General features: G+C 37.9%; 21 protein-coding genes, 1 tRNA gene, 1 other RNA gene and 3 pseudogenes. 21 read left to right on the forward strand and 5 right to left on the reverse strand.

Going from position 1 to position 19,982, the window contains the following annotated elements:
- Nucleotides 1-55: 55 nt before the first annotated feature.
- From STRIC_RS00475 to STRIC_RS00525, 11 genes and pseudogenes are all read left to right on the forward strand, one after another.
- Nucleotides 56-502 carry a LytTR family DNA-binding domain-containing protein gene (locus tag STRIC_RS00475; RefSeq protein ID WP_008087318.1) on the forward strand — a complete coding sequence of 149 codons (447 nt, stop codon included), beginning with the start codon at nucleotides 56-58 and terminating at the stop codon, nucleotides 500-502.
- Between the two features lie 4 nt (nucleotides 503-506).
- Nucleotides 507-1,145, forward strand: coding sequence for a hypothetical protein (locus STRIC_RS00480; RefSeq protein WP_008087391.1), 639 nt, complete (start codon nucleotides 507-509; stop codon nucleotides 1,143-1,145).
- 94 nt (nucleotides 1,146-1,239) lie between these two features.
- Complete coding sequence (locus STRIC_RS00485; RefSeq protein WP_008087016.1) at nucleotides 1,240-1,605, forward strand: MFS transporter; 366 nt, start codon at nucleotides 1,240-1,242, stop codon at nucleotides 1,603-1,605.
- A 65-nt stretch (nucleotides 1,606-1,670) separates the two neighbouring features.
- Nucleotides 1,671-2,776 (forward strand): IS3 family transposase gene (locus STRIC_RS00495; protein ID WP_156033561.1). Its coding sequence is split into 2 segments (ribosomal slippage): nucleotides 1,671-1,947 and nucleotides 1,947-2,776, totalling 1,107 coding nucleotides; the frame shifts between segments, so codons are not numbered across the junction.
- A 77-nt stretch (nucleotides 2,777-2,853) separates the two neighbouring features.
- Nucleotides 2,854-3,084 (forward strand): hypothetical protein, encoded by a 231-nt coding sequence (locus STRIC_RS11500; RefSeq protein ID WP_008087112.1) that lies wholly within the window; start codon nucleotides 2,854-2,856, stop codon nucleotides 3,082-3,084.
- A 42-nt stretch (nucleotides 3,085-3,126) separates the two neighbouring features.
- Nucleotides 3,127-3,657, forward strand: a complete 531-nt coding sequence (locus STRIC_RS11505; RefSeq protein WP_234944176.1) for a hypothetical protein — start codon at nucleotides 3,127-3,129, stop codon at nucleotides 3,655-3,657.
- 101 nt (nucleotides 3,658-3,758) lie between these two features.
- Nucleotides 3,759-4,743, forward strand: a pseudogene (locus tag STRIC_RS00505) (IS30 family transposase).
- A gap of 137 nt (nucleotides 4,744-4,880) precedes the next feature.
- The gene (locus STRIC_RS00510; RefSeq protein ID WP_008087205.1) at nucleotides 4,881-5,207 is read left to right on the forward strand and encodes a DUF771 domain-containing protein; all 327 of its coding nucleotides are present in this window, start codon (nucleotides 4,881-4,883) and stop codon (nucleotides 5,205-5,207) included.
- 49 nt (nucleotides 5,208-5,256) lie between these two features.
- Nucleotides 5,257-5,838: pseudogene (locus STRIC_RS00515) on the forward strand (site-specific integrase); the annotation flags it as partial.
- Nucleotides 5,839-5,924: 86 nt separating this feature from the next.
- The gene (locus STRIC_RS00520) at nucleotides 5,925-6,788 is read left to right on the forward strand and encodes an IS982 family transposase (protein ID WP_008087066.1); all 864 of its coding nucleotides are present in this window, start codon (nucleotides 5,925-5,927) and stop codon (nucleotides 6,786-6,788) included.
- Between the two features lie 10 nt (nucleotides 6,789-6,798).
- A pseudogene (locus tag STRIC_RS00525) lies at nucleotides 6,799-7,347 on the forward strand (site-specific integrase); the annotation flags it as partial.
- 101 nt (nucleotides 7,348-7,448) lie between these two features.
- Here STRIC_RS00525 and STRIC_RS00530 read toward each other — a convergent pair.
- From STRIC_RS00530 to pabB, 5 genes are all read right to left on the reverse strand, one after another.
- Nucleotides 7,449-7,521 (reverse strand) — tRNA-Lys (locus STRIC_RS00530).
- Nucleotides 7,522-7,716: non-coding RNA, 6S RNA (gene ssrS, locus STRIC_RS11670), on the reverse strand.
- 86 nt (nucleotides 7,717-7,802) lie between these two features.
- On the reverse strand, nucleotides 7,803-9,074 hold the full coding sequence (locus STRIC_RS00535) for a replication-associated recombination protein A (RefSeq protein WP_008087264.1): 1,272 nt from the start codon (nucleotides 9,072-9,074) through the stop codon (nucleotides 7,803-7,805).
- Between the two features lie 22 nt (nucleotides 9,075-9,096).
- Complete coding sequence (locus tag STRIC_RS00540; RefSeq protein WP_008087170.1) at nucleotides 9,097-9,672, reverse strand: aminodeoxychorismate/anthranilate synthase component II; 576 nt, start codon at nucleotides 9,670-9,672, stop codon at nucleotides 9,097-9,099.
- A 7-nt stretch (nucleotides 9,673-9,679) separates the two neighbouring features.
- A complete protein-coding gene (gene pabB, locus STRIC_RS00545; RefSeq protein WP_008086931.1) occupies nucleotides 9,680-11,413 on the reverse strand; it encodes an aminodeoxychorismate synthase component I in 1,734 nt (577 codons plus the stop codon).
- A 343-nt stretch (nucleotides 11,414-11,756) separates the two neighbouring features.
- Here pabB and STRIC_RS00550 point away from each other — a divergent pair, with 343 nt between their 5' ends.
- From STRIC_RS00550 to STRIC_RS00600, 10 genes are all read left to right on the forward strand, one after another.
- Nucleotides 11,757-11,966, forward strand: a complete 210-nt coding sequence (locus STRIC_RS00550) for a TM2 domain-containing protein (protein WP_008087134.1) — start codon at nucleotides 11,757-11,759, stop codon at nucleotides 11,964-11,966.
- Between the two features lie 84 nt (nucleotides 11,967-12,050).
- On the forward strand, nucleotides 12,051-12,521 hold the full coding sequence (locus tag STRIC_RS00555) for a DUF3013 family protein (protein ID WP_008087238.1): 471 nt from the start codon (nucleotides 12,051-12,053) through the stop codon (nucleotides 12,519-12,521).
- Between the two features lie 36 nt (nucleotides 12,522-12,557).
- Nucleotides 12,558-13,124 carry a hypothetical protein gene (locus STRIC_RS12050; protein ID WP_008087336.1) on the forward strand — a complete coding sequence of 189 codons (567 nt, stop codon included), beginning with the start codon at nucleotides 12,558-12,560 and terminating at the stop codon, nucleotides 13,122-13,124.
- A gap of 70 nt (nucleotides 13,125-13,194) precedes the next feature.
- A complete protein-coding gene (locus STRIC_RS00565; protein ID WP_008086983.1) occupies nucleotides 13,195-14,058 on the forward strand; it encodes an IS982 family transposase in 864 nt (287 codons plus the stop codon).
- 395 nt (nucleotides 14,059-14,453) lie between these two features.
- On the forward strand, nucleotides 14,454-15,410 hold the full coding sequence (gene prmA / locus STRIC_RS00575) for a 50S ribosomal protein L11 methyltransferase (protein WP_008087200.1): 957 nt from the start codon (nucleotides 14,454-14,456) through the stop codon (nucleotides 15,408-15,410).
- Nucleotides 15,410-16,153, forward strand: a complete 744-nt coding sequence (locus STRIC_RS00580; RefSeq protein WP_008087074.1) for a 16S rRNA (uracil(1498)-N(3))-methyltransferase — start codon at nucleotides 15,410-15,412, stop codon at nucleotides 16,151-16,153. Before prmA ends, STRIC_RS00580 begins: the two co-directional genes overlap by 1 nt.
- 125 nt (nucleotides 16,154-16,278) lie before the next feature.
- On the forward strand, nucleotides 16,279-17,301 hold the full coding sequence (locus STRIC_RS00585) for an MFS transporter (protein WP_008086966.1): 1,023 nt from the start codon (nucleotides 16,279-16,281) through the stop codon (nucleotides 17,299-17,301).
- Nucleotides 17,302-17,342: 41 nt separating this feature from the next.
- Nucleotides 17,343-18,365: an IS30 family transposase gene (locus tag STRIC_RS00590; RefSeq protein WP_200857358.1), complete on the forward strand. Its 1,023-nt coding sequence runs from the start codon at nucleotides 17,343-17,345 to the stop codon at nucleotides 18,363-18,365.
- A gap of 41 nt (nucleotides 18,366-18,406) precedes the next feature.
- Complete coding sequence (locus STRIC_RS00595) at nucleotides 18,407-18,748, forward strand: MFS transporter (protein ID WP_156033562.1); 342 nt, start codon at nucleotides 18,407-18,409, stop codon at nucleotides 18,746-18,748.
- A complete protein-coding gene (locus STRIC_RS00600; RefSeq protein WP_040831714.1) occupies nucleotides 18,735-19,775 on the forward strand; it encodes an ArsR/SmtB family transcription factor in 1,041 nt (346 codons plus the stop codon). Before STRIC_RS00595 ends, STRIC_RS00600 begins: the two co-directional genes overlap by 14 nt.
- Nucleotides 19,776-19,982: the final 207 nt, after the last annotated feature.

Here is a 19,982-nt window from a genome sequence, read left to right on the forward strand (position 1 = left end):
ACTGAAGGGTTAAGAAAGCAATAGCTGCCTGAGTGATAAAGGAAAGGAGAAGACGATGAAAGTTAGGCTTGACTTGGATGATAGCTACCAAGATGTTGAAGTCATCATAAAAACCTCTCACGTAACTGACCGAGTGAGACAAATCCAAGAAATGCTTCTCCAATTAGAAAAATCACCATTATCCTTTTATAAAGGAACGAGTGAATATTTTATTAAACTGGAGGAAATCCTCTTTTTTGAAACAAACTCTCCTAAGCTATTTGCTCATACTAAAGATGAGGCCTACGAGGTAAAGTTGAAACTTTATGAACTGGAAAGCTATTTACCCAACTATTTTTGTCGAGTAGCAAAAGCTACAATTGTCAATACACGTTCGATTTATGCTTTAGAACGTTCCTTCTCAGGGACTAGTACCATTCAGTTTTATAAAACACACAAAAAAGTTCATGTGTCACGACACTACTATCATGTTTTAAAAGAGACACTTAGAGAGGTAAAGTAATAAGATGAAACGAAAATTATTAGGGGTTAGCTTATTGTTATTGGCTTGTTTACTCATTCTTAAGGAACAATTTGGTTTAATTCCAATATCCGTTTGGACATTAATTTGGTTTAGCTTACTCAGTTTTATCACGCTATTTGTTTTGGCTAAAAAAAGATGGGTATTAGCTAGTATCCTGTCATTATTACTGTTAATCAGATTAAATGATTTTTGTCATTGGCTAGCAATTTCCAGTTGGCTATTATTTCTGATCGGTTTGTTAATTGTATTGGGTTTTTCCCTTCTTTTTAAAAAAGACCTGTCTTTTAGAGATTTAGTGGGCAAGAGCTCTCGGAAGTCTTTTGGACATTACGATTATTATATGAATGCGTCTCAGTCTTCTCAGAGAACCATTGATATTATCTTTAGTGATGCCTCAATCTATTTTGATGAAACTGAAATGCTATTAGACTTAGTGTTCTGTGAGATTAATGCCGCTTTTTCAAGTCTGACGCTCTATGTTCCTAAAGAATGGAAAGTAGAGATAAAGGGAGATCAATTGTTTAGCTCCCTTGATAAAAATATGGCTCTAAAGAGTGGTGAAAAAACTCTTGTTGTTGAAGCTGATATGTTGTGTTCGAGTCTTGTTATAGAGACTGTCTAAAGAAGTCGACCCTTAACCTTTAAGAGCAGTGATTTTCTTCTGCTCTTTTCATCTGCAAAAATAGACTGAATATTCTGGAAATAAAAGGTGTGAAATGAAAGCTATTCTACAAAATAAATTATTCTTGACCTTATTTGCAAGTAACAAACTATCAGATTTCGGGGATGTGATGTTTTACCTTGCCTTAATGGCCTATGTTCTTCAGATGCCTGGTTACAAGCTAGCGGTTTCCATTGTCAGTGTCTCAGAAGCTTTGCCCATTTTGACTAGTTTTGTGATGGGCTATTTGGCAGACAGGACGATTGATAAACCCAGGACAATTCTGTATACCCTAACCTTTCGTGTTTTCGTTTATCTTGTGGTAGCCTCTGTGGTCTCTTTTAGGCCGAGTATTGCCGTTGTCTTTGCGCTTGCTTTGTTAAACCTTTTATCAGATTTAACTGGACAGTATGAAAATTGAATAGGTTACACTAAACTAGACAGAATTTATAAAGTGTTCTACACTAAAGAAAATAGGAGAATATTATGTCTAGAAAAATACGTCGCCACTTCACCGATGACTTTAAGCAACAAATCGTTGACCTTCACAATGCAGGGATGAAACGAAGTGAGCTTATCAAAGAATATGAGTTAACCCCATCAACCTTCGATAAGTGGGTACGTCAGGCTAAAACAACTGGTTCCTTTAAAACTATTGATAATCTTACAGATGAGCAGCGTGAACTGATTGAACTCCGAAAGCGTAATAAAGAACTCGAAATGCAGTTAGATATCCTAAAGCAAGCGGCGGTGATTATGGCACGAAAAGAGAAGTAATCACTGCTAATAAAGACAAATATAGCATTTCAGCCATGTGTCGTTGGTTGAACATTCCTCGTTCTAGCTATTACTACAAGGCTGTTAAACCAGTCTCTGAAGCGGAACTTGAAGAAAATATCAAAGCTATTTTTCTCGAAAGTAAGGCCAGATACGGGGCTAGGAAAATCAAGAAATGTTTGGAAAATGAAGGCATCCAGCTGTCTCGTCGTCGGATTCGTCGCATCATGCACAAACTCAACTTAGTATCCGTTTATCAGAAAGCAGCCTTCAAGCCACATTCAAAAGGGAAGAATGTGGCAGCTATTCCTAATCACTTAGCCAGACAATTTCATCAAGAAAAGCCTCTAAATGCTTTAGTAACAGACTTAACCTACGTTCGTGTCGGTAATAGCTGGGCTTATGTTTGCTTGATTATTGATCTCTTCAATCGTGAAATCATCGGTTTGTCAGTTGGTTGGCATAAGACCGCCGAATTGGTTAAACAAGCGATTCAGAGCATCCCTTACGCTCTGACCAAGGTCAAGATCTTCCATTCTGATCGTGGGAAGGAGTTTGATAATCAGCTGATTGATGACATGTTGGAAGCTTTTGGAATCAATCGTTCTCTAAGCCAAGCAGGCTGTCCCTATGACAATGCGGTAGCTGAGAGCACCTATCGCGCTTTCAAAATTGAATTTATTCATCAAGAAACCTTTCAGTCACTGGAAGAATTAATCCTTAAAACGAAAGATTATGTGCACTGGTGGAATTACCATCGCATTCATGGCAGTCTCAGCTACCAGACACCCATGACATGGAGATTAATTGCTTAAAGAAAAAAGCACTTTATAAATGTTGTACAGAAAAGTGTTGCCTTTTCACTTTTAGTCAGGCTCTAGGTGCTATCTTGTTGCTAGGTTTTCAAGCTCTTGGAGCTGTTCTTGTGACCGTTGTGTCTTATTCTACTTTGGCTTTAATAAATGCGGCCACCTTTGCGATTAGTGCTTTAGTTATCCTTAAGGTCTCCTCGAACTTATATCATCTTTTAGCTAATCGTCCTGTTCAGATGGTTAAAAAGGGTGAGAAGAGTCTTTGGCAAGATTTGCGAAATCAAGTTAAATTTGCTATCAACGAGTCTTAATCACTTCCCTTGATCAAACAATGTTTACTTATTGCTCCAGTATTGAATGGAAGTCTCAGTATCTTATCCATTGTGGTTGCTATTTTAATAAAACAAGATTCAACTTTCTTAATCATTAATCCTGTCATGACGTTAGCGTTAATCAGCTGCTGTAGTATCTTTGGTGGGACTTTGGGAGCATGTTTAAGTATGACTCTGTTTCAAAACTGTGATTTAAGCTTACTGATTCGCTTACAAACCTTAGGCTTGCCCTTGCTTTTTATATCCCTCTATACCCACTGGATTTTTGGTGTCTACTTGAGCTTAGGGATGTTAATGATTGTCTCTGGTATGTTAAATCCCAAGTTTCAAGCCTTACTAATGAATTCTTTTCCAGAAGAACGGTTAGCCTTATTGATGTCTGGCATTATGACTCTTTTTCAAATAGGGACATTTATCTGTCGTGGCATCGTCGCAGTTTTGATTGTATGGCTTCTGGTTGATTGGATTAGTCTATCTTTTTTATTGATAAGTATCCTTCTTACCCTTTACACGTTTAAAACCCTTCAAAGAGTTAATAGTTCCCCTTATTAAATAGAAGAAAAGTCCCCGCGTTGTAAAATGAAGTGCAACAAAAAAGACATGTTCGTCTGATATACTAGAATTCCCCAATTCAGTATGGAAAGCAGATGAACATGTCCAACATTAATTCTACCAGAAAATCATCCTATTCTCATCTTTCAGCCACAGAACGGGGTGAAATTGCTGCTTATCTTAAAATGGGAAAGAAACCCGCTGAGATTGCTCGACTCTTGGGTCGTCACCGTTCTACAATCTGCCGAGAAATAAAACGTGGTTCAGTAGAACAGGTAAAGGATAAGAATGGAAAACAAACCTTCTTCAACGCCTATTTCGCTGATAGTGGGCAACGTGTCTATGAAACCAATCGTCAAAAGAGTTTTTATCTCAAGTTGAATGACTGCTCCGCTAGGTTCATTGAACAATTAGAATCTGCCTTGACGGCTAACATTCGTCTCCATAGTGTGGATAGTTTTGTTCAGACTTACAAAGTGAACCATCCTGAAGAAGTCGTCCCCTCTACCAAAACGATTTATCGTTATATCAAAGAGGGGGTATTAGCTATTAAACCAATCGATTTGCCTAAGATGGTTAGTATCAGAAAACGTTCTAAGAAAGTCATGAAGACGAATAAGAAGACTTTAGGTAAATCTATCGAAGAACGTCCAGAATATATTAATGATCGTTCTGAATTTGGGCATTGGGAGATTGATTTGGTTCTCGGCAAGAAAACCAAAGGTGAAGCTGTTATGTTGACTTTTGGTAGAGCGCCAGACACGCTATGCACTAGGAGTTAAGCTAGAAGACAAGCAGTCCCAAACCATTAACCGTGCTGTCACGCATCTCATCAGTCAGTATCCTATAGCATCCATCACAGCGGATAATGGTTCTGAGTTTAGTTTACTCTCAAACTTAGAAGCTGTTGAAGTTTACTTTGCACATCCCTATTCTTCACATGAGAGAGGAACAAACGAGAACTTCAATGGCCTCCTCAGAAAATATGTCCCTAAAGGAGTCTCACTTAATCCACTAACCTCTGAAGAACTTGACAATTATATTACTGCCATCAATGAGCGCCCAAGACGACTTCTTCAATATTAATCCTCAAAATTCCTGTTTGAGCTATCCCGAACAGCTTAACATCTGGAACTCTAGTTATCTATGAACTGGTTGCACTTGACTTGACAACTTACGTAAGAAATAACGTTCGGAGTAATCAAATTATAAGGAGAATGAGTATGCAACAGGTTTTTAATGTTAGTATTTCAATACCAGATGATGTTGTTGTTATTTCAAAAGAGGAGTATTTAGATTTAATAAGTGATAATGAACAAGGAAAATGGTGGGATATTGATAACTTACAAGAATTATTGGGACTTGGTAGGTCAAAATTAATTAATGATATCTTATTAAATCCAGATATTAAAAAGGATGTGGATTTATCAATTAATCCAAACGGTTTTATTGTTTATCCTAAGGGTAAAGGTAGCCATTATAAAATATTAGCAACTAGAGCTAGGAAATATTTTGAAGAAAATTTTGGTTCTATTTTGTTAAATAATTAAATGATATAATATTGAGGATAAATTCCTTGATGTCTAGGAAAGGAGAAAAATGGCAACATATAGACAAAGAGGTAAAAAGAAATTATGGGATTATAGAATATTTAATGAAAAAAGTGAGTTGGTTGCTTCTGGTTCAGGTTTTAAAACAAAGCGTGAGGCAATGAATGAAGCTATGAAGATGGAGCAACAGAAGTCACTAGTAAATTCTATATCCTCTGATATAACTTTATATGATCTATGGTTTGAATGGTATAGCTTAATTATTAAACCTAGTGATTTAGCAGAGACTACTAAAAATAAATATTTTATTAGGGGTTCAGTAATTCGTAAGCTTTTTGGTAATCAGAAAGTTAACAAAATAAAACATAGTGCTTATCAAAGAAAATTAAATATGTATGCTGAAAAATACACTAAGAATCATGTTAGGAGGTTAAATTCGGATATAAAAAAAGCCATTCAATTTGCAAAAAGAGATGGCATATTATTGAATGATTTTACTGATGGTGTTGTAATAGCAGGAAAGCAATCTGTTAAAGAATCGGATGATAAATATTTACATAGTATTTCTGATTATGAGAAAGTAATATATTATTTGGAAAGCAATCTAGACTATTCAAATAGTATTGTTTACCCGTGGTGCTAGTTAATCTCAAAATACAATAAAAAGCCCAAAAGGACTATACTGTAAGTGCCTACACAAACAGGAGGTTAGTCCAAATGAGCCACTTACAGTATACAGCTAAATCCCATCACTTACAATGGAATATGCGTCAATTATCAAAAATTTGTTCTCAGTTTTATCAGGATTATTGTCCGGAAGACTTCAAGCACCGTCGTAACGTCTGTCTGTCCAAAGTTTCAGACCAATCTCTTCTAGTTTTACTGCTATTACAAGCTGAACTAGGTATTAAATCACAACGTCACTTTTATAGGATTTGTCAGCTATTTCCCTGCGGTACATTACTAGAAAGAAGTCGCTTTAATAGGCGTGCAAGACAGTTGATTTGGCTGGTTCAAGTGATTCGTCAGGCAATGAACACTCAAATTTCTCCCAATACCATTGTTATTATAGACAGCTTTCCTTTGCCACTTTGTCAATCTATTCGTAACCACAGGGTCAGACTTTTCAATGGGATAGCTAATATTGGTTACACCGCCTCTAAACATATGTGGTTTTACGGTTTTAAGGTTCACATGCTAGTGACCTTATCAGGCTACATTCTGAATTATGTTGTCAGCCCAGCCTCTGTTCATGATATTAAGGCAGTTTACGAGTTGCTAGAAAGGTGTGAACAATCCGTCATTTTAGCAGACTTAGGTTACCTTAACCGTGAGCTGAAAGATGAGTTGAAGCAAAATGGCTATCACCTCTGGACTCCCTTGCGTCAAAATATGGAAGGGGCTAAACAGCATAATCATTGGAAACTAATGGCTATGAGACGAACCATTGAGACTAGATTTTCAGAACTTTGTTCCCTTTTTGATATGGAACGAACACTGGCTAGGGGCATGACAGGGCTGCAATTGAGGATTGAACAAATCATACTAGCTTACAATTTGAGATATTTTGAAATTAACTAGCACCATGGGTATTGTTTATTTTTTCTTATTAGTATTGTTTAAAACTGGTTTAAGAGTAGGTGAAGCTTTAGCGTTAACTTGGGATGATGTTAATTTTGATGATCTAGAAATCAAGACGTATAGAAGATTTAGTGGCGATAAAGGAACCTTTAGTCCACCTAAAACAAAAACTTCTATTCGTACTATTCCTATTAGTCAGTCTTTAGCATTAATCTTAAGACGTTTGAAGGATGATCAGCAAGTTATGTTGAAGAATTTAAAAATTGTAAATATTAATAATCAAATATTTTATGACTATAGGTACGGTGTGTCGTCAAATAGTGCCATTAATAAAAGTTTGAGAAATGTTTTACATGTCTTAAATATTGATTCAAAAATGAGTGCAACAGGTGCTAGACATACCTATGGAAGCTATTTATTGGCTAAGGGTGTTGATATTTGGGTAGTTGCAAGGTTAATGGGGCATAAGGATATCACACAGTTAGTTGAAACTTATGGTCATGTTTTGACAGAAGTAATAAATAAGGAATATGAAACTGTTAGAGATTTAGTATCTTAAAGATAATTTTTGAAAAAAATAATTCTAGAACAAATTTAGAACAAATTTTAAAAAACAAAGAAAAAAACCTTTAAAATCAAGGTTTTTAACTATATTATTAGTGCCCCCTACAGGGCTCGAACCTGTGACCCATAGATTAAGAGTCTACTGCTCTACCAACTGAGCTAAGGAGGCAAGAATGCTGTATTGGCACCGGTGGTCCACTTATTGTATTGATCCCGCACAACATAAGCAGGTGGGTAACGCGCCCCTTCTTGGAAGTTGCGTCCGCGTGAAACGGCTTGCAGACTAGAAGGGAACTTTGTTTCCCGGAATACAACGAAATAGTCGGTCAACACTTAGATGTGGACTCGTATGCCACAGCAATGTTTCTTTGTAATTATGATACCACTTTTTAAAAATTTTTCAAGTCAAAAAGATAAGTAATGGAACCGTTTTCTCATGATAGTTGTCCATTAGGGTTTAGAAAGCTTGTCAATTCGCTCTTTGTTACTGCCTAGGGCTCGCTCATATTTGCCAGTGTCATTAGGTATAAAATAATCTTTTCCTTGGAACTTATCAGGCAGGTATTGTTGTTTGACCCATTTTTCCGGATAATTATGGGGGTAACGGTAGTTTTGGGCGTTGCCCAGTTCTTTACTGCCACTATAATGACCGTCACGTAGGTGCCTTGGAATAGGAAGGTTTCCTGATTTTTTAAGGTCACTAATAGCTGCATCCATAGCCAAATAGGCAGAATTTGATTTAGGCGACAGTGCCAGATCAATCACCACATTGGCAATTAAAATGCGGGCTTCTGGGAACCCAATTTTTTGAGCCGCTTCAAGTGCTGTCACGGTATGAATCTGAGCCTCAGGATTGGCGAGTCCTATATCTTCATAAGCGATAACGGTTAGTCTTCTAGCTAGGCTAGGTAAGTCACCAGCCTCAACTAATCGTGCGGCATAATGTAAACTGGCATTAACATCTGAGCCACGAATAGCTTTTTGTAGAGCAGAGAGGACATCATAGTGTCCATCCCCATTTTTATCCATGGTAATGTAACTTCGCTGTAAGGAATTTTCCATGACGTCTAAGGTAATATGACGCACTCCTTTGTCATCTGCAGGAGTAGACATAACGGCTAAGTCCAGTGAGTTATAGGCGGAGCGTAAGTCCCCATTGGTAGCAGTAGCTAAAAAGTCTAAGGCCTCATCATCTAATAGGATATCAAAGGCAAAGCCTCTTTCTTTGTCTTGGATAGCAGATTTTATGGCAGCTTTAATAGCTTCTATACTCAAAGGCTCTAACTCAAAAATTTGCACGCGACTACGAATGGCAGGGGTGACCGAGAAGAAAGGATTTTCAGTAGTTGCCCCAATCATGATGATATTACCACTTTCTAAAAGCGGTAAGAGAAAATCTTGCTTAGTTTTATCAAGCCTGTGAATCTCATCGAGTAAGAGCACTAAGCCACCAGAGAATTTGGCTTCTTCAGCAATTTCTTGGAGTCTTTTTTTACTATCAACAGTGGCATTGAAAGTTCGAAAAGCATACATTGTAGTGCCTGCAATGGCACTAGCAATAGAAGTTTTCCCGATTCCTGGAGGACCGTATAGGATCATAGAAGACAGCATATTAGCTTCTACCATACGACGGATAATTTTTCCGTCGCCTACCAAATGATTTTGGCCGATGACTTCTGAGATATTGCGAGGCCGCATTCTGAGCGCTAAATTATCAGGCATTTGAGCCCTCCTTTCGTCCTTATCATGACTTGTGTTTGGCTACAATGGCCATAAAGTTAGCAATCATGGCCATCCCTTCTGGTGTTCCAATACTTTCAGGGTGAAATTGTAGACCATAGACAGGTAGTGTCTGATGTTCAAAGGCCATGAGCTCTCCATCATTGCAATCATTAGCTGTGGCGATAAAACCCTCCGGCAAGTGGTCCACTACAATGGAGTGATATCGCATGACCGTCTGCTTAGAAGCTAAGCCTTTAAAAAGGCTAGCAGGGCCGTAGCTTTGCATTTGGCTTTGCTTTCCATGCATGACTTCTTTAGCCAGCCGAAGTTGGCCCCCCATGCCTTCAGCGATAGCTTGATGGCCTAGACAAATGCCTAAAATGGGTTTTTGATCAAAAAATTCTTGAATTAAGTCAGGCATCTGATGAGCTTCTTTTGGCCAACCAGGTCCAGGTGAAAAGACTAAAGCATCCGCTTTTTCCGCTGTTTCAACCAAGCTGGGGTCTTCATTGGTGAGCACAATGGTTTCGTCGAATTCACTCAGGTACTGTGCTAGGTTATAAGTGAATGAATCATAATTATCAATTAAGAGTATCATAGTTTCCTTAAGAAATCGAAAAATCGTCTAGTGTAAGTTGGTATAAACCTCGAACGGCATTGCCACCATAGATGGCCTCTGCTTTTTTGAGATCAGAGATGGTCAATCGCTTTTCTTCTAAGAGCCCTTTATTGAGCAGGTCTTGGCGATAAATACCTGGTAAAATGCCTAGAGAAGTAGGTGGGGTATAGAGCTTGCCATCGATTTTAACTATAAGATTAGCGATAGAAGTCTCAAGTAGCTCTTCATTAGCGTTGACAAAAATTTGCTCGTAAGCTTTAGGATCAATGTGTGGCCTGTGACTGGTTTTGAAGTAGGTGAAGGATTCTGTTTCTACCTTCTTATTTTGACGCACCAGCTTAGCCTTTAAAAAGCTTTTAGAAAGTGGTTTGAGGGGTTGATCACTTAGCAAGAATTCTCCCTCTTTGGTCAAAGCAATCGATAAGCGATAGCTTGCCTTGTCTTTGCCTTGTAAATAGCTCTTGATTTGGGAGGTTAAGGCTGCTTCGTTATAAGGAAAATCAAAATAATGGGCTGATTCTTTGAGGCGTTTGACATGTTCATTACCATAAAGCATAGCCTGATTGTCGATTTTAGCTGTTGTGTTAAGTGTAAAAGCTGTTTTTTTACGGTAAAGAACAGAGGATTTCTGTTCAATTTCAGCAAATTCAGCCTGCCACTGGCTCTCCCAAGTGATACCACCGCCGACCCCATAGGTGGCTTTATTATGACTTAACTGGATGGTGCGAATAGGAACATTGAAGAGACGTCGTCCATCAGGTAGGCAAATGCCGATGCTGCCACAGTAGACTCCTCGGGGTTTTGGCTCTAAGCGCTTAATGATAGACATGGTGGAGACTTTGGGAGCTCCTGTAATAGAACCACAAGGGAAAAGGGCTCTTAAGATATCCTTAAGGTGACAATGATCCTTTAAGTCGCCAACGATGGTTGAGGTCATCTGCCAAACGGTGGAATATTGTTCTAACTGACAGAGCTGGGTAACTGATACACTACCGGTTTGGCAAATTTTCCCCATGTCATTACGCAGCAGGTCTACAATCATCATGTTTTCAGAGCGATTTTTAGCATCGGACTGTAGCCAATCATGTTCAGCTTGGTCGGCTTCCAAATTGACCCCACGTTTTGTGGTGCCTTTCATAGGACGGGTTGTCAGCTGCCTGCCTTCTTGCTTGAAAAAAAGCTCAGGACTAGCTGAGATGACGGCAAAGTCGTCGTGAGCGATATAGGCGTTGTAGCCAGCTCCTTGATCAATGACTAATTTGTTGTAAATGGCTAAACTGTCATTGGCAGTTAAGTCTTGTTGCAGTTGAATGGTATAATTAACTTGATAGGTATTGCCTTGTCTCATCTGCGCATGAATGGTCTCAATAGCTTTTTGATAGACTTCTTTCTGGGTTTGACTGACCCAGTTTTTAGGGATAACAATACTATCATATGTACTTGGAAGTGCTTCGATTTGACAAGTCTCATGCACAGTAAAATAGGCAAAGTATTCCTTGCCTAGAGGGTGGTGATGAGTCTCTAAGTTGGCATCAAAATAAGAAGCAGCCTCATAGCTGAGGTATCCTACAACATAGTAGCCTAAGTCTTGGTAATAGTTGACAGCTTCTATCACTTGCCCAACTTGGTCTATTGAGTTAGCCACTAATTCTTTAATTGGAGATTGAAAGAGATAGCGGCGACCAAGTTCTTTAAAATCAATAATGGTTTTCTTGTGCATACCAAAATTATATCATAATTTACTAACATGACGTGTCATGATGATTGCCACAAAAGGGGTAGGTAATGTCTTTTGACATTGGAGAGAGAGCCTAGGTGACATGATTTGAATCAGGTGGATAGGAAAAAAGTATGACAAGAGCTCTAAAAATGATAGAAAATTGCCCAAAAGTGCAGTTTTTAGTGATAAATGGTAGCACTAAGCTTAAGTTATTTCTTTTAACATGATAAGGTCTAGCTGACAAAAAGATGCGACCCTCGTACGACTTCTAGAAAGATTTGTTATACTAACAGTAGGAAAGGATTAGGGTGAAGAGCTGGTCCCTAATGACAAAGGAAAACTTATGAAACGAAAAGTAAACAAAGTGATTTATGTTTTATTAGCGCTATTTTTAGGTGAGTTTGGATTACACAAATTTTATGCAGGCCAAAATGGAAAAGGGATTCTTTATTTGATTTTCTCATGGACCTTGATACCAGGACTTTTGGGAGTCATCGAAGGGATTAGAGCTATCTTTCAGCCAGCTGACAAAGATGGTTATTTTGACATTTAAGTTGGATTTGCTTTTGAGTTTTTAGAAACGTATAATGAAAGCTTAAACAAAACATTTACTACATAGAAAGAAAAGGATGATGACATGGCAAAATTTGGCTTTTTATCAGTATTAGAAGAAGAAATGGACAAACACTTTCAGTATGATTATGCTATGGATTGGGATAAAAAAAATCATGCTGTAGAAGTGACCTTTGTTCTAGAGGCACAAAATCAAGACGCTATTGAAACCGTGGATGACCAAGGACAAGTCTCCAAAGAAGACATCGTCTTTGAAGATTATGTGCTCTTTTACAACCCTCAAAAATCACAGTTTAATGCTGAAGATTATCTGGTGACCATACCATATGAACCTAAAAGAGGCTTATCACGTGAATTTTTAGCCTATTTTGCTCAATTTTTAAATGATGTGGCAACAGAAGGTCATAGTGATTTAATGGATTTTCTAGAAGATGAGAGTCAATTCGATTTTGGACTAGAGTGGAACCAAGAGCTTTTCGAAGAGGGGCAAACAGGACTCGAAGAAAAAGAATTCTTCGCTTATCCGAGATACTAAGATTATATATCATAAAAGATAATTTTAAAAAGAATAATGACAACTAGAGAAATAGCAATAATTATATGGGGAACTATATTTTTTATTATCCTTTATTATAAAAAGTTAGTCGGACTGGATTTGATATCGTCTTTAGCTAAAAGTGTTTTAGATATACTTAAATCTCCCATTTCTAGATGGATACTACTATATAATTTTTTTGTAGCATTTGGTGTATATTACTATTGCGAAAAATATAATTTTTATATGTCAAATTGGTATATTAAAGATTACGTTTATGCATTATTATTTGTCCTATTTCCATTAGTTCTTGCTTCTAAAAATAACAAGATTAATCTCATAGTAAAAAGTAAATTTAAGGAACTTTTAGTATTAACAGGTATTTTAACGTTTATAACTGAAACTTATACATTTAATATAATTATTGAATTAGTATTGACACTTTTTATAGGAATTATGGCAGTAATGATCGGAATAAGTGAATCACAACTAGAATTTAAGAGTGTAAATAAGATTTTTAATATAATTTTTTATTTTGTGATTATTTTGATTATATTTCTTTCTTTTAGAAATTTTATAAATAATACCCGTGGTGCTAGTTAATCTCAAAATACAATAAAAAGCCCAAAAGGACTATACTGTAAGTGCCTACACAAACAGGAGGTTAGTCCAAATGAGCCACTTACAGTATACAGCTAAATCCCATCACTTACAATGGAATATGCGTCAATTATCAAAAATTTGTTCTCAGTTTTATCAGGATTATTGTCCGGAAGACTTCAAACACCGTCGTAACGTCTGTCTGTCCAAAGTTTCAGACCAATCTCTTCTAGTTTTACTGCTATTACAAGCTGAACTAGGTATTAAATCACAACGTCACTTTTATAGGATTTGTCAGCTATTTCCCTGCGGTACATTACTAGAAAGAAGTCGCTTTAATAGGCGTGCAAGACAGTTGATTTGGCTGGTTCAAGTGATTCGTCAGGCAATGAACACTCAAATTTCTCCCAATACCATTGTTATTATAGACAGCTTTCCTTTGCCACTTTGTCAATCTATTCGTAACCACAGGTTCAGACTTTTCAATGGGATAGCTAATATTGGTTACACCGCCTCTAAACATATGTGGTTTTACGGTTTTAAGGTTCACATGCTAGTGACCTTATCAGGCTACATTCTGAATTATGTTGTCAGCCCAGCCTCTGTTCATGATATTAAGGCAGTTTACGAGTTGCTAGAAAGGTGTGAACAATCCGTCATTTTAGCAGACTTAGGTTACCTTAACCGTGAGCTGAAAGATGAGTTGAAGCAAAATGGCTATCACCTCTGGACTCCCTTGCGTCAAAATATGGAAGGGGCTAAACAGCATAATCATTGGAAACTAATGGCTATGAGACGAACCATTGAGACTAGATTTTCAGAACTTTGTTCCCTTTTTGATATGGAACGAACACTGGCTAGGGGCATGACAGGGCTGCAATTGAGGATTGAACAAATCATACTAGCTTACAATTTGAGATATTTTGAAATTAACTAGCACCATGGGTGAAATATATATTTTTAATAAGGAAGTATAGTATTATTAATACTGGAAATGTAACGGTTGATAAAACTTTTTATGGATATCCTAAAGTAACAATTAATATAGAAAAATCTGTTGATTTATCTAACTCTGAAATTTTGAACTTAATTGCAAGAGCATATGTAAATTGTAAAAAGTATTTCAAAGTGACAGATATGATGATAAATTATCCTATATATATTGAAATAGTTGATAATGAGAAATTTACAATAGCACTTTGACAAGAGGATTTTTTCTCTAAGAATTGGCTATTATATGATCCATTTTCAGGTAATGATGTTGTAGAAATTTACCAGAATGTATTTAAGAGAGTATAGATACGTCTAGGTAAATATTGAAAGGAATTTAAGATGAATGCATGGCAAGAAGTGACGGTGCAGGTACACCGAGATGCTGAAGAAGCTGTTTCTAATTTGCTAATCGAAACAGGAAGTCAAGGGGTGGCTATTTCAGATAGCGCAGATTATATTGGTCAGGAAGACCGTTTTGGGGAGCTTTATCCTCAAGTTGAGCAGTCAGATATGATTGCAGTGACGGGCTACTACCCATCCAGTAGCGATTTGAGCCAGGTCATGATAGCCCTTAATCAAGGCTTAGGCGAATTATCCCATTTTGGGCTAGAGACTGGGCAAGTAGAGGTCAATAGCCAAAAGTTGGCAGAGGAAGACTGGGCTGAAAACTGGAAAAAATACTATGAGCCCGCACGTATCACCCATGACTTAACCATTGTACCGAGTTGGACAGAAAATTATGTGGCCTCTCCTAGCGAAAAACTCATCAAGTTGGATCCAGGAATGGCCTTTGGAACAGGTACCCATCCAACGACTAAAATGAGTCTGTTTGCGCTGGAGCAAGTGTTGCGTGGAGGTGAAACAGTTATTGACGTTGGAACTGGTTCTGGAGTTCTTTCTATTGCAAGCTCACTGCTTAGTGCTAAGGACATCTATGCTTATGACCTCGATGAGGTAGCGGTGCGCGTGGCACAAGAAAATATTGATCTTAATCAAAACACGGAAAATATCCATGTGGCGACAGGTGACTTATTAAAAGGCATTGATAGACAAGCAGATGTCATTGTGGCCAATATTTTGGCAGATGTCCTCATTCATCTGACTGATGACGCTTATCGCTTGGTCAAAGATCAAGGATATCTGATCATGTCAGGCATTATTTCTGAGAAATTGGACATGATGCTTGAAGCAGCCTTTAGTGCAGGCTTTTTCTTGGAAACGCATATGATTCAGGACGAGTGGAATGCTTTGGTCTTCAAAAAAACAGATGACATGTCGGGAGTGATTGGCGGCTAATGCAACAGTATTTTATAACAGGACCTGCCAAAGACAGGCTGGTCATAGAAGATAAAGAAACCCTCAAGCACATGTTTCAGGTCATGCGCTTAGTAGAGGGGCAAGAACTGGTTCTTGTTTTTGATGATGGCATTAAGCGCTTAGCCAAGGTCTTGGATCATCAGCAACACCTCCTTCAAGTCTTGGAACCTATAGATGATCAGGTGGAGCTTCCTGTAGAAGTGACTATTGCTTCTGGTTTTCTTAAAGGAGACAAGCTGGATTTTGTTACCCAAAAAGCCACAGAACTTGGTGCTATGGGAATCTGGGCTTACCCAGCTGATTGGTCTGTAGTCAAGTGGGATGCTAAAAAACTAGCCAAAAAAGAAGAGAAATTAGAAAAAATCGCCTTAGGCGCAGCACAGCAGAGTAAGCGAAACCGTCTGCCTCAAGTCAGCCTCTTTGCTCAGCAAAAGGACTTCTTGGCTGAGCTAGCTCATTTTGATCGCATTTGGGTAGCCTATGAAGAGTCAGCTAAGCGAGGTGAGCAGAGCCGTCTTGCTACAGAGCTTAAGGCTTGTCAAGCTGGTGAGAAAATCCTGATTATTTTTGGCCCTGAAGGGGGGATTTCACCGAGAGAAGTGGCTCTTTTTGAAGCAGCAGGTGCGACCAGCCTCGGTTTAGGTCCTCGGATTTTACGAACCGAAACAGCTCCACTATATGCTCTAAGTGCTATTAGTTATGCTTTGGAGATGTCTCGATAACAATAAACAAGTAGTTGATAAGCAACTGCTTGTTTTTTTGAAACAAAATTAAGTATTGACTTAATTTCAATTAAGTATATAATTTAGTTAAGTGTTTATTTAATTTAAAATAAGTGGGTGAAAATATGAAACGTGTAATCGGCAATCGCTTATTTATGGTGACTTTTCTAGCAGATTTACTTTCCAATTTTGGAGATGTGCTCTATTATCTTGCCTTAATGAACTATGTTCTTCAATTACCTCAAGCTAAGTTAGCGATTTCTTTAGTGAGTCTATCTGAATCTCTGCCCTTATTAACTAGACTATTGATGGGAATTTTGGGTGATCAAACAAGAAATAAGATTGATACGATCCTAGCTACACAAGTTTTTAGAGGCGTTCTGTATTTAGGGATGGGAATTCTGATGGGCTTTAAACCAGCTCTATGGGTGCTTATCGTGGCAGTTGTAGTTAACTTTTTGTCAGATCTTTCAGGTCAATATGAGAATGCCCTATATATCCCCTTGAGTTTGCGGATTGTTCCTGAAGAAGATCGTGAAGCCATGTTTGCTTTTCGCCAAGGAACCAGTTCAGCATTTGGTATGCTCTTTCAAACTTCTAGTGCATTGTTGATTGGCTTATTATCTTATCGAAACTTGGCCTTTATCAATGCAGGGACGTTTTTGGTTTCTTCTCTTTTGATGATAGGCATACGCTCTTCTTTAAAAGCTCTTGTAAAAAAGAGACCGTTGACTTTATCAGATTCAGGTAAGCTTAAAGGTAAAGGAATGCCTGCTCAAATCTTACAAAGGCTTCAATCATCCTATCGACTCTTAGACCGTGTTCCATTTTTAAAGAGCTCTATAGTAACGATTGTTATCCTCAATGCCCTATTAGCCAGCTTTGATGCTCTTTTAATGCTTAGCATGAAAGAAGATGCTCGTTTTAGAGTTTTTAATCCAGCAACCACCTTGGCAATCTTTAGCATGCTAACTACGCTTGGAACGATTATAGGTAGTGCAGTCACCACAACACTTGCAAAAAGGATTTCTCTAGAGAAACTATTAGTGATGACTACTTTTTCTCCCTTTTTCATTTTTATGGGCTTTTATTTAATCTCTTTCCCGCGTTGTAAAATGAAGTGCAACAAAAAAGACATGTTCGTCTGATATACTAGAATTCCCCAATTCAGTATGGAAAGCAGATGAACATGTCCAACATTAATTCTACCAGAAAATCATCCTATTCTCATCTTTCAGCCACAGAACGGGGTGAAATTGCTGCTTATCTTAAAATGGGAAAGAAACCCGCTGAGATTGCTCGACTCTTGGGTCGTCACCGTTCTACAATCTGCCGAGAAATAAAACGTGGTTCAGTAGAACAGGTAAAGGATAAGAATGGAAAACAAACCTTCTTCAACGCCTATTTTGCTGATAGTGGGCAACGTGTCTATGAAACCAATCGTCAAAAGAGTTCTTATCTCAAGTTGAATGACTGCTCCGCTAGGTTCATTGAACAATTAGAATCTGCCTTGACGGCTAACATTCGTCTCCATAGTGTGGATAGTTTTGTTCAGACTTACAAAGTGAACCATCCTGAAGAAGTCGTCCCCTCTACCAAAACGATTTATCGTTATATCAAAGAGGGGGTATTAGCTATTAAACCAATCGATTTGCCTAAGATGGTTAGTATCAGAAAACGTTCTAAGAAAGTCATGAAGACGAATAAGAAGACTTTAGGTAAATCTATCGAAGAACGTCCAGAATATATTAATGATCGTTCTGAATTTGGGCATTGGGAGATTGATTTGGTTCTCGGCAAGAAAACCAAAGGTGAAGCTGTTATGTTGACTTTGGTAGAGCGCCAGACACGCTATGCACTAGGAGTTAAGCTAGAAGACAAGCAGTCCCAAACCATTAACCGAGCTGTCACGCATCTCATCAGTCAGTATCCTATTGCATCCATCACAGCGGATAATGGTTCTGAGTTTAGTTTACTCTCAAACTTAGAAGCTGTTGAAGTTTACTTTGCACATCCCTATTCTTCACATGAGAGAGGAAAAAACGAGAACTTCAATGGCCTCCTCAGAGAATATGTCCCTAAAGGAGTCTCACTTAATCCACTAACCTCTGAAGAACTTGACAATTATATTACTGCCATCAATGAGCGCCCAAGACGACTTCTTCAATATCAATCCTCAAAATTCCTGTTTGAGCTATCCCGAACAGCTTAACATCTGGAACTCTAGTTATCTATGAACTGGTTGCACTTGACTTGACAACTTGCGATTTAATCTCTTTACCTATTATGGTGATTTCTTTTCTTGTTATGACAGTGGCTTCAGGTATTTTAAACCCTAAATTAAATGCCATAATTATGGTAAGTTTTCCAGAAGAGGGACTAGCTACTGTGGCAGCAGGTATTTCAAGTCTCTTTACCTTAAGTATGGTATTAGGGAAATTGTTTATGGCAGCTCTTATCTTGGTCTTGTCAGCAAGGCAGCTTTCTTCTATCTTTGTCTTGCTCTCGTTAGGCTTTTTGGGATATCCTATTATCAACAACTATACGATTCACACAGACAACAAATCAATCAGACTGGAGCATGATGAGAATTAATTATTCAGAAACAAGTAGTGACTTAGTGGAATTATCATATATTAATCTATTAGCTTATGACAAACAGGAATGGGAGTGGGACTTTTCAACCAAAGAGCAAAAGATTTTCCAGGATGTTTTTCCAGTGCTTGATGAATTACATGCCCTATTTCGGCCTTATCAAGACAGAATCAAACGCTACTACTTAATGGGAGATGCCTATAGTCTTTGGGCTATCCTTTACTTTAAAATGTTATCAGAAGGTTTATCACCTCAAGAACCGCAAGAGATTCATGACTATGCTTTGGCTATGAGTGATTTTGCTATTCAAGAACTTTTGACAGATTTAGTTAAAACTAAGCTAGACTCTAATCAAAAAGCGGAGGATTTTTTGACGTACTTGGAAGTCTCTTCCTACTCAGCTGAGAACAAATGGTATTTTAGTCAATTTTACAGAAATCCCTCATCTTTTATGAAGCATTTTGTGACGCTATCTGAGGAGCTGATTGCCTTATATTTGCCTTACTTAGAAAGAAGTAGACCTGAGCGTCGCCGTTATGCACAGGAATTTTCAATAGCAGAATTTTTGACACATTCTTCCTATTTTTCGGAGTCACCAATGACAATTGAAAAAGACAACCTTGCGGATGTCTACATTCTGAGTCCTTGGATGATTCGATTTCATTATTTTCAAGCTATGACAAGTCAACCCAAAAATGTTTTTATTCTCTCTTGTCGGATGGATCTTTTATTGGAAAGTCAACAGACCTTGAATTTGGATACTTTTACTCATAGTTTGAAAATTCTTAGTGATCCTACTCGCTATGCTATTTTAGCTGCTTTAACTAAGCCTCATGCTAAAAGTAAAACCATCGCTCAAGAGTTAGATATAACAGGAGCAGCCGTCTCTTTTCATACTCAAAAGCTGATTAATGCGCATTTGTTATTGGCTAGTAAGGCTGATGATAGTAGTAAATATCGTATTAATGCTAATCTCCTTAAATCGCTCATTGCTAAATTAGAAGATGATTTCCAACTAAAGTCTTAAGAAGTGAATATAAAATAGGAAAAGAAGACCCCCTGTCGTAACCAGGTAGCCTAAGAAAATCAGCCATTTAGGACGCTGGTGGCGTAAACGATAGATGAGGTAGAGCATAACTAGGTGAAGCAAACTGACGATAAAGATAAAGCTATCAAACATAAGTCCCTCCAGGAGTAAGTTAGTCCTCTGGAGTAGAGGCTGTCAGGATGTTTT

Origin of the sequence: Streptococcus ictaluri 707-05, from assembly GCF_000188015.2 — a bacterium.
Taxonomy (GTDB): domain Bacteria; phylum Bacillota; class Bacilli; order Lactobacillales; family Streptococcaceae; genus Streptococcus; species Streptococcus ictaluri.

Coding starts and splice junctions, on each gene's coding strand:
- STRIC_RS00475 (WP_008087318.1), top strand. CDS start 56: ATGAAAGTTAGGCTTGACTTGGATGATAGCTACCAAGATGTTGAAGTC.
- STRIC_RS00480 (WP_008087391.1), top strand. CDS start 507: ATGAAACGAAAATTATTAGGGGTTAGCTTATTGTTATTGGCTTGTTTA.
- STRIC_RS00485 (WP_008087016.1), top strand. CDS start 1,240: ATGAAAGCTATTCTACAAAATAAATTATTCTTGACCTTATTTGCAAGT.
- STRIC_RS00510 (WP_008087205.1), top strand. CDS start 4,881: ATGCAACAGGTTTTTAATGTTAGTATTTCAATACCAGATGATGTTGTT.
- STRIC_RS00520 (WP_008087066.1), top strand. CDS start 5,925: ATGAGCCACTTACAGTATACAGCTAAATCCCATCACTTACAATGGAAT.
- STRIC_RS00535 (WP_008087264.1), bottom strand. CDS start 9,074: ATGCCTGATAATTTAGCGCTCAGAATGCGGCCTCGCAATATCTCAGAA.
- STRIC_RS00540 (WP_008087170.1), bottom strand. CDS start 9,672: ATGATACTCTTAATTGATAATTATGATTCATTCACTTATAACCTAGCA.
- pabB (WP_008086931.1), bottom strand. CDS start 11,413: ATGCACAAGAAAACCATTATTGATTTTAAAGAACTTGGTCGCCGCTAT.
- STRIC_RS00550 (WP_008087134.1), top strand. CDS start 11,757: ATGAAACGAAAAGTAAACAAAGTGATTTATGTTTTATTAGCGCTATTT.
- STRIC_RS00555 (WP_008087238.1), top strand. CDS start 12,051: ATGGCAAAATTTGGCTTTTTATCAGTATTAGAAGAAGAAATGGACAAA.
- STRIC_RS12050 (WP_008087336.1), top strand. CDS start 12,558: ATGACAACTAGAGAAATAGCAATAATTATATGGGGAACTATATTTTTT.
- STRIC_RS00565 (WP_008086983.1), top strand. CDS start 13,195: ATGAGCCACTTACAGTATACAGCTAAATCCCATCACTTACAATGGAAT.
- prmA (WP_008087200.1), top strand. CDS start 14,454: ATGAATGCATGGCAAGAAGTGACGGTGCAGGTACACCGAGATGCTGAA.
- STRIC_RS00580 (WP_008087074.1), top strand. CDS start 15,410: ATGCAACAGTATTTTATAACAGGACCTGCCAAAGACAGGCTGGTCATA.
- STRIC_RS00585 (WP_008086966.1), top strand. CDS start 16,279: ATGAAACGTGTAATCGGCAATCGCTTATTTATGGTGACTTTTCTAGCA.
- STRIC_RS00590 (WP_200857358.1), top strand. CDS start 17,343: ATGTCCAACATTAATTCTACCAGAAAATCATCCTATTCTCATCTTTCA.
- STRIC_RS00600 (WP_040831714.1), top strand. CDS start 18,735: ATGATGAGAATTAATTATTCAGAAACAAGTAGTGACTTAGTGGAATTA.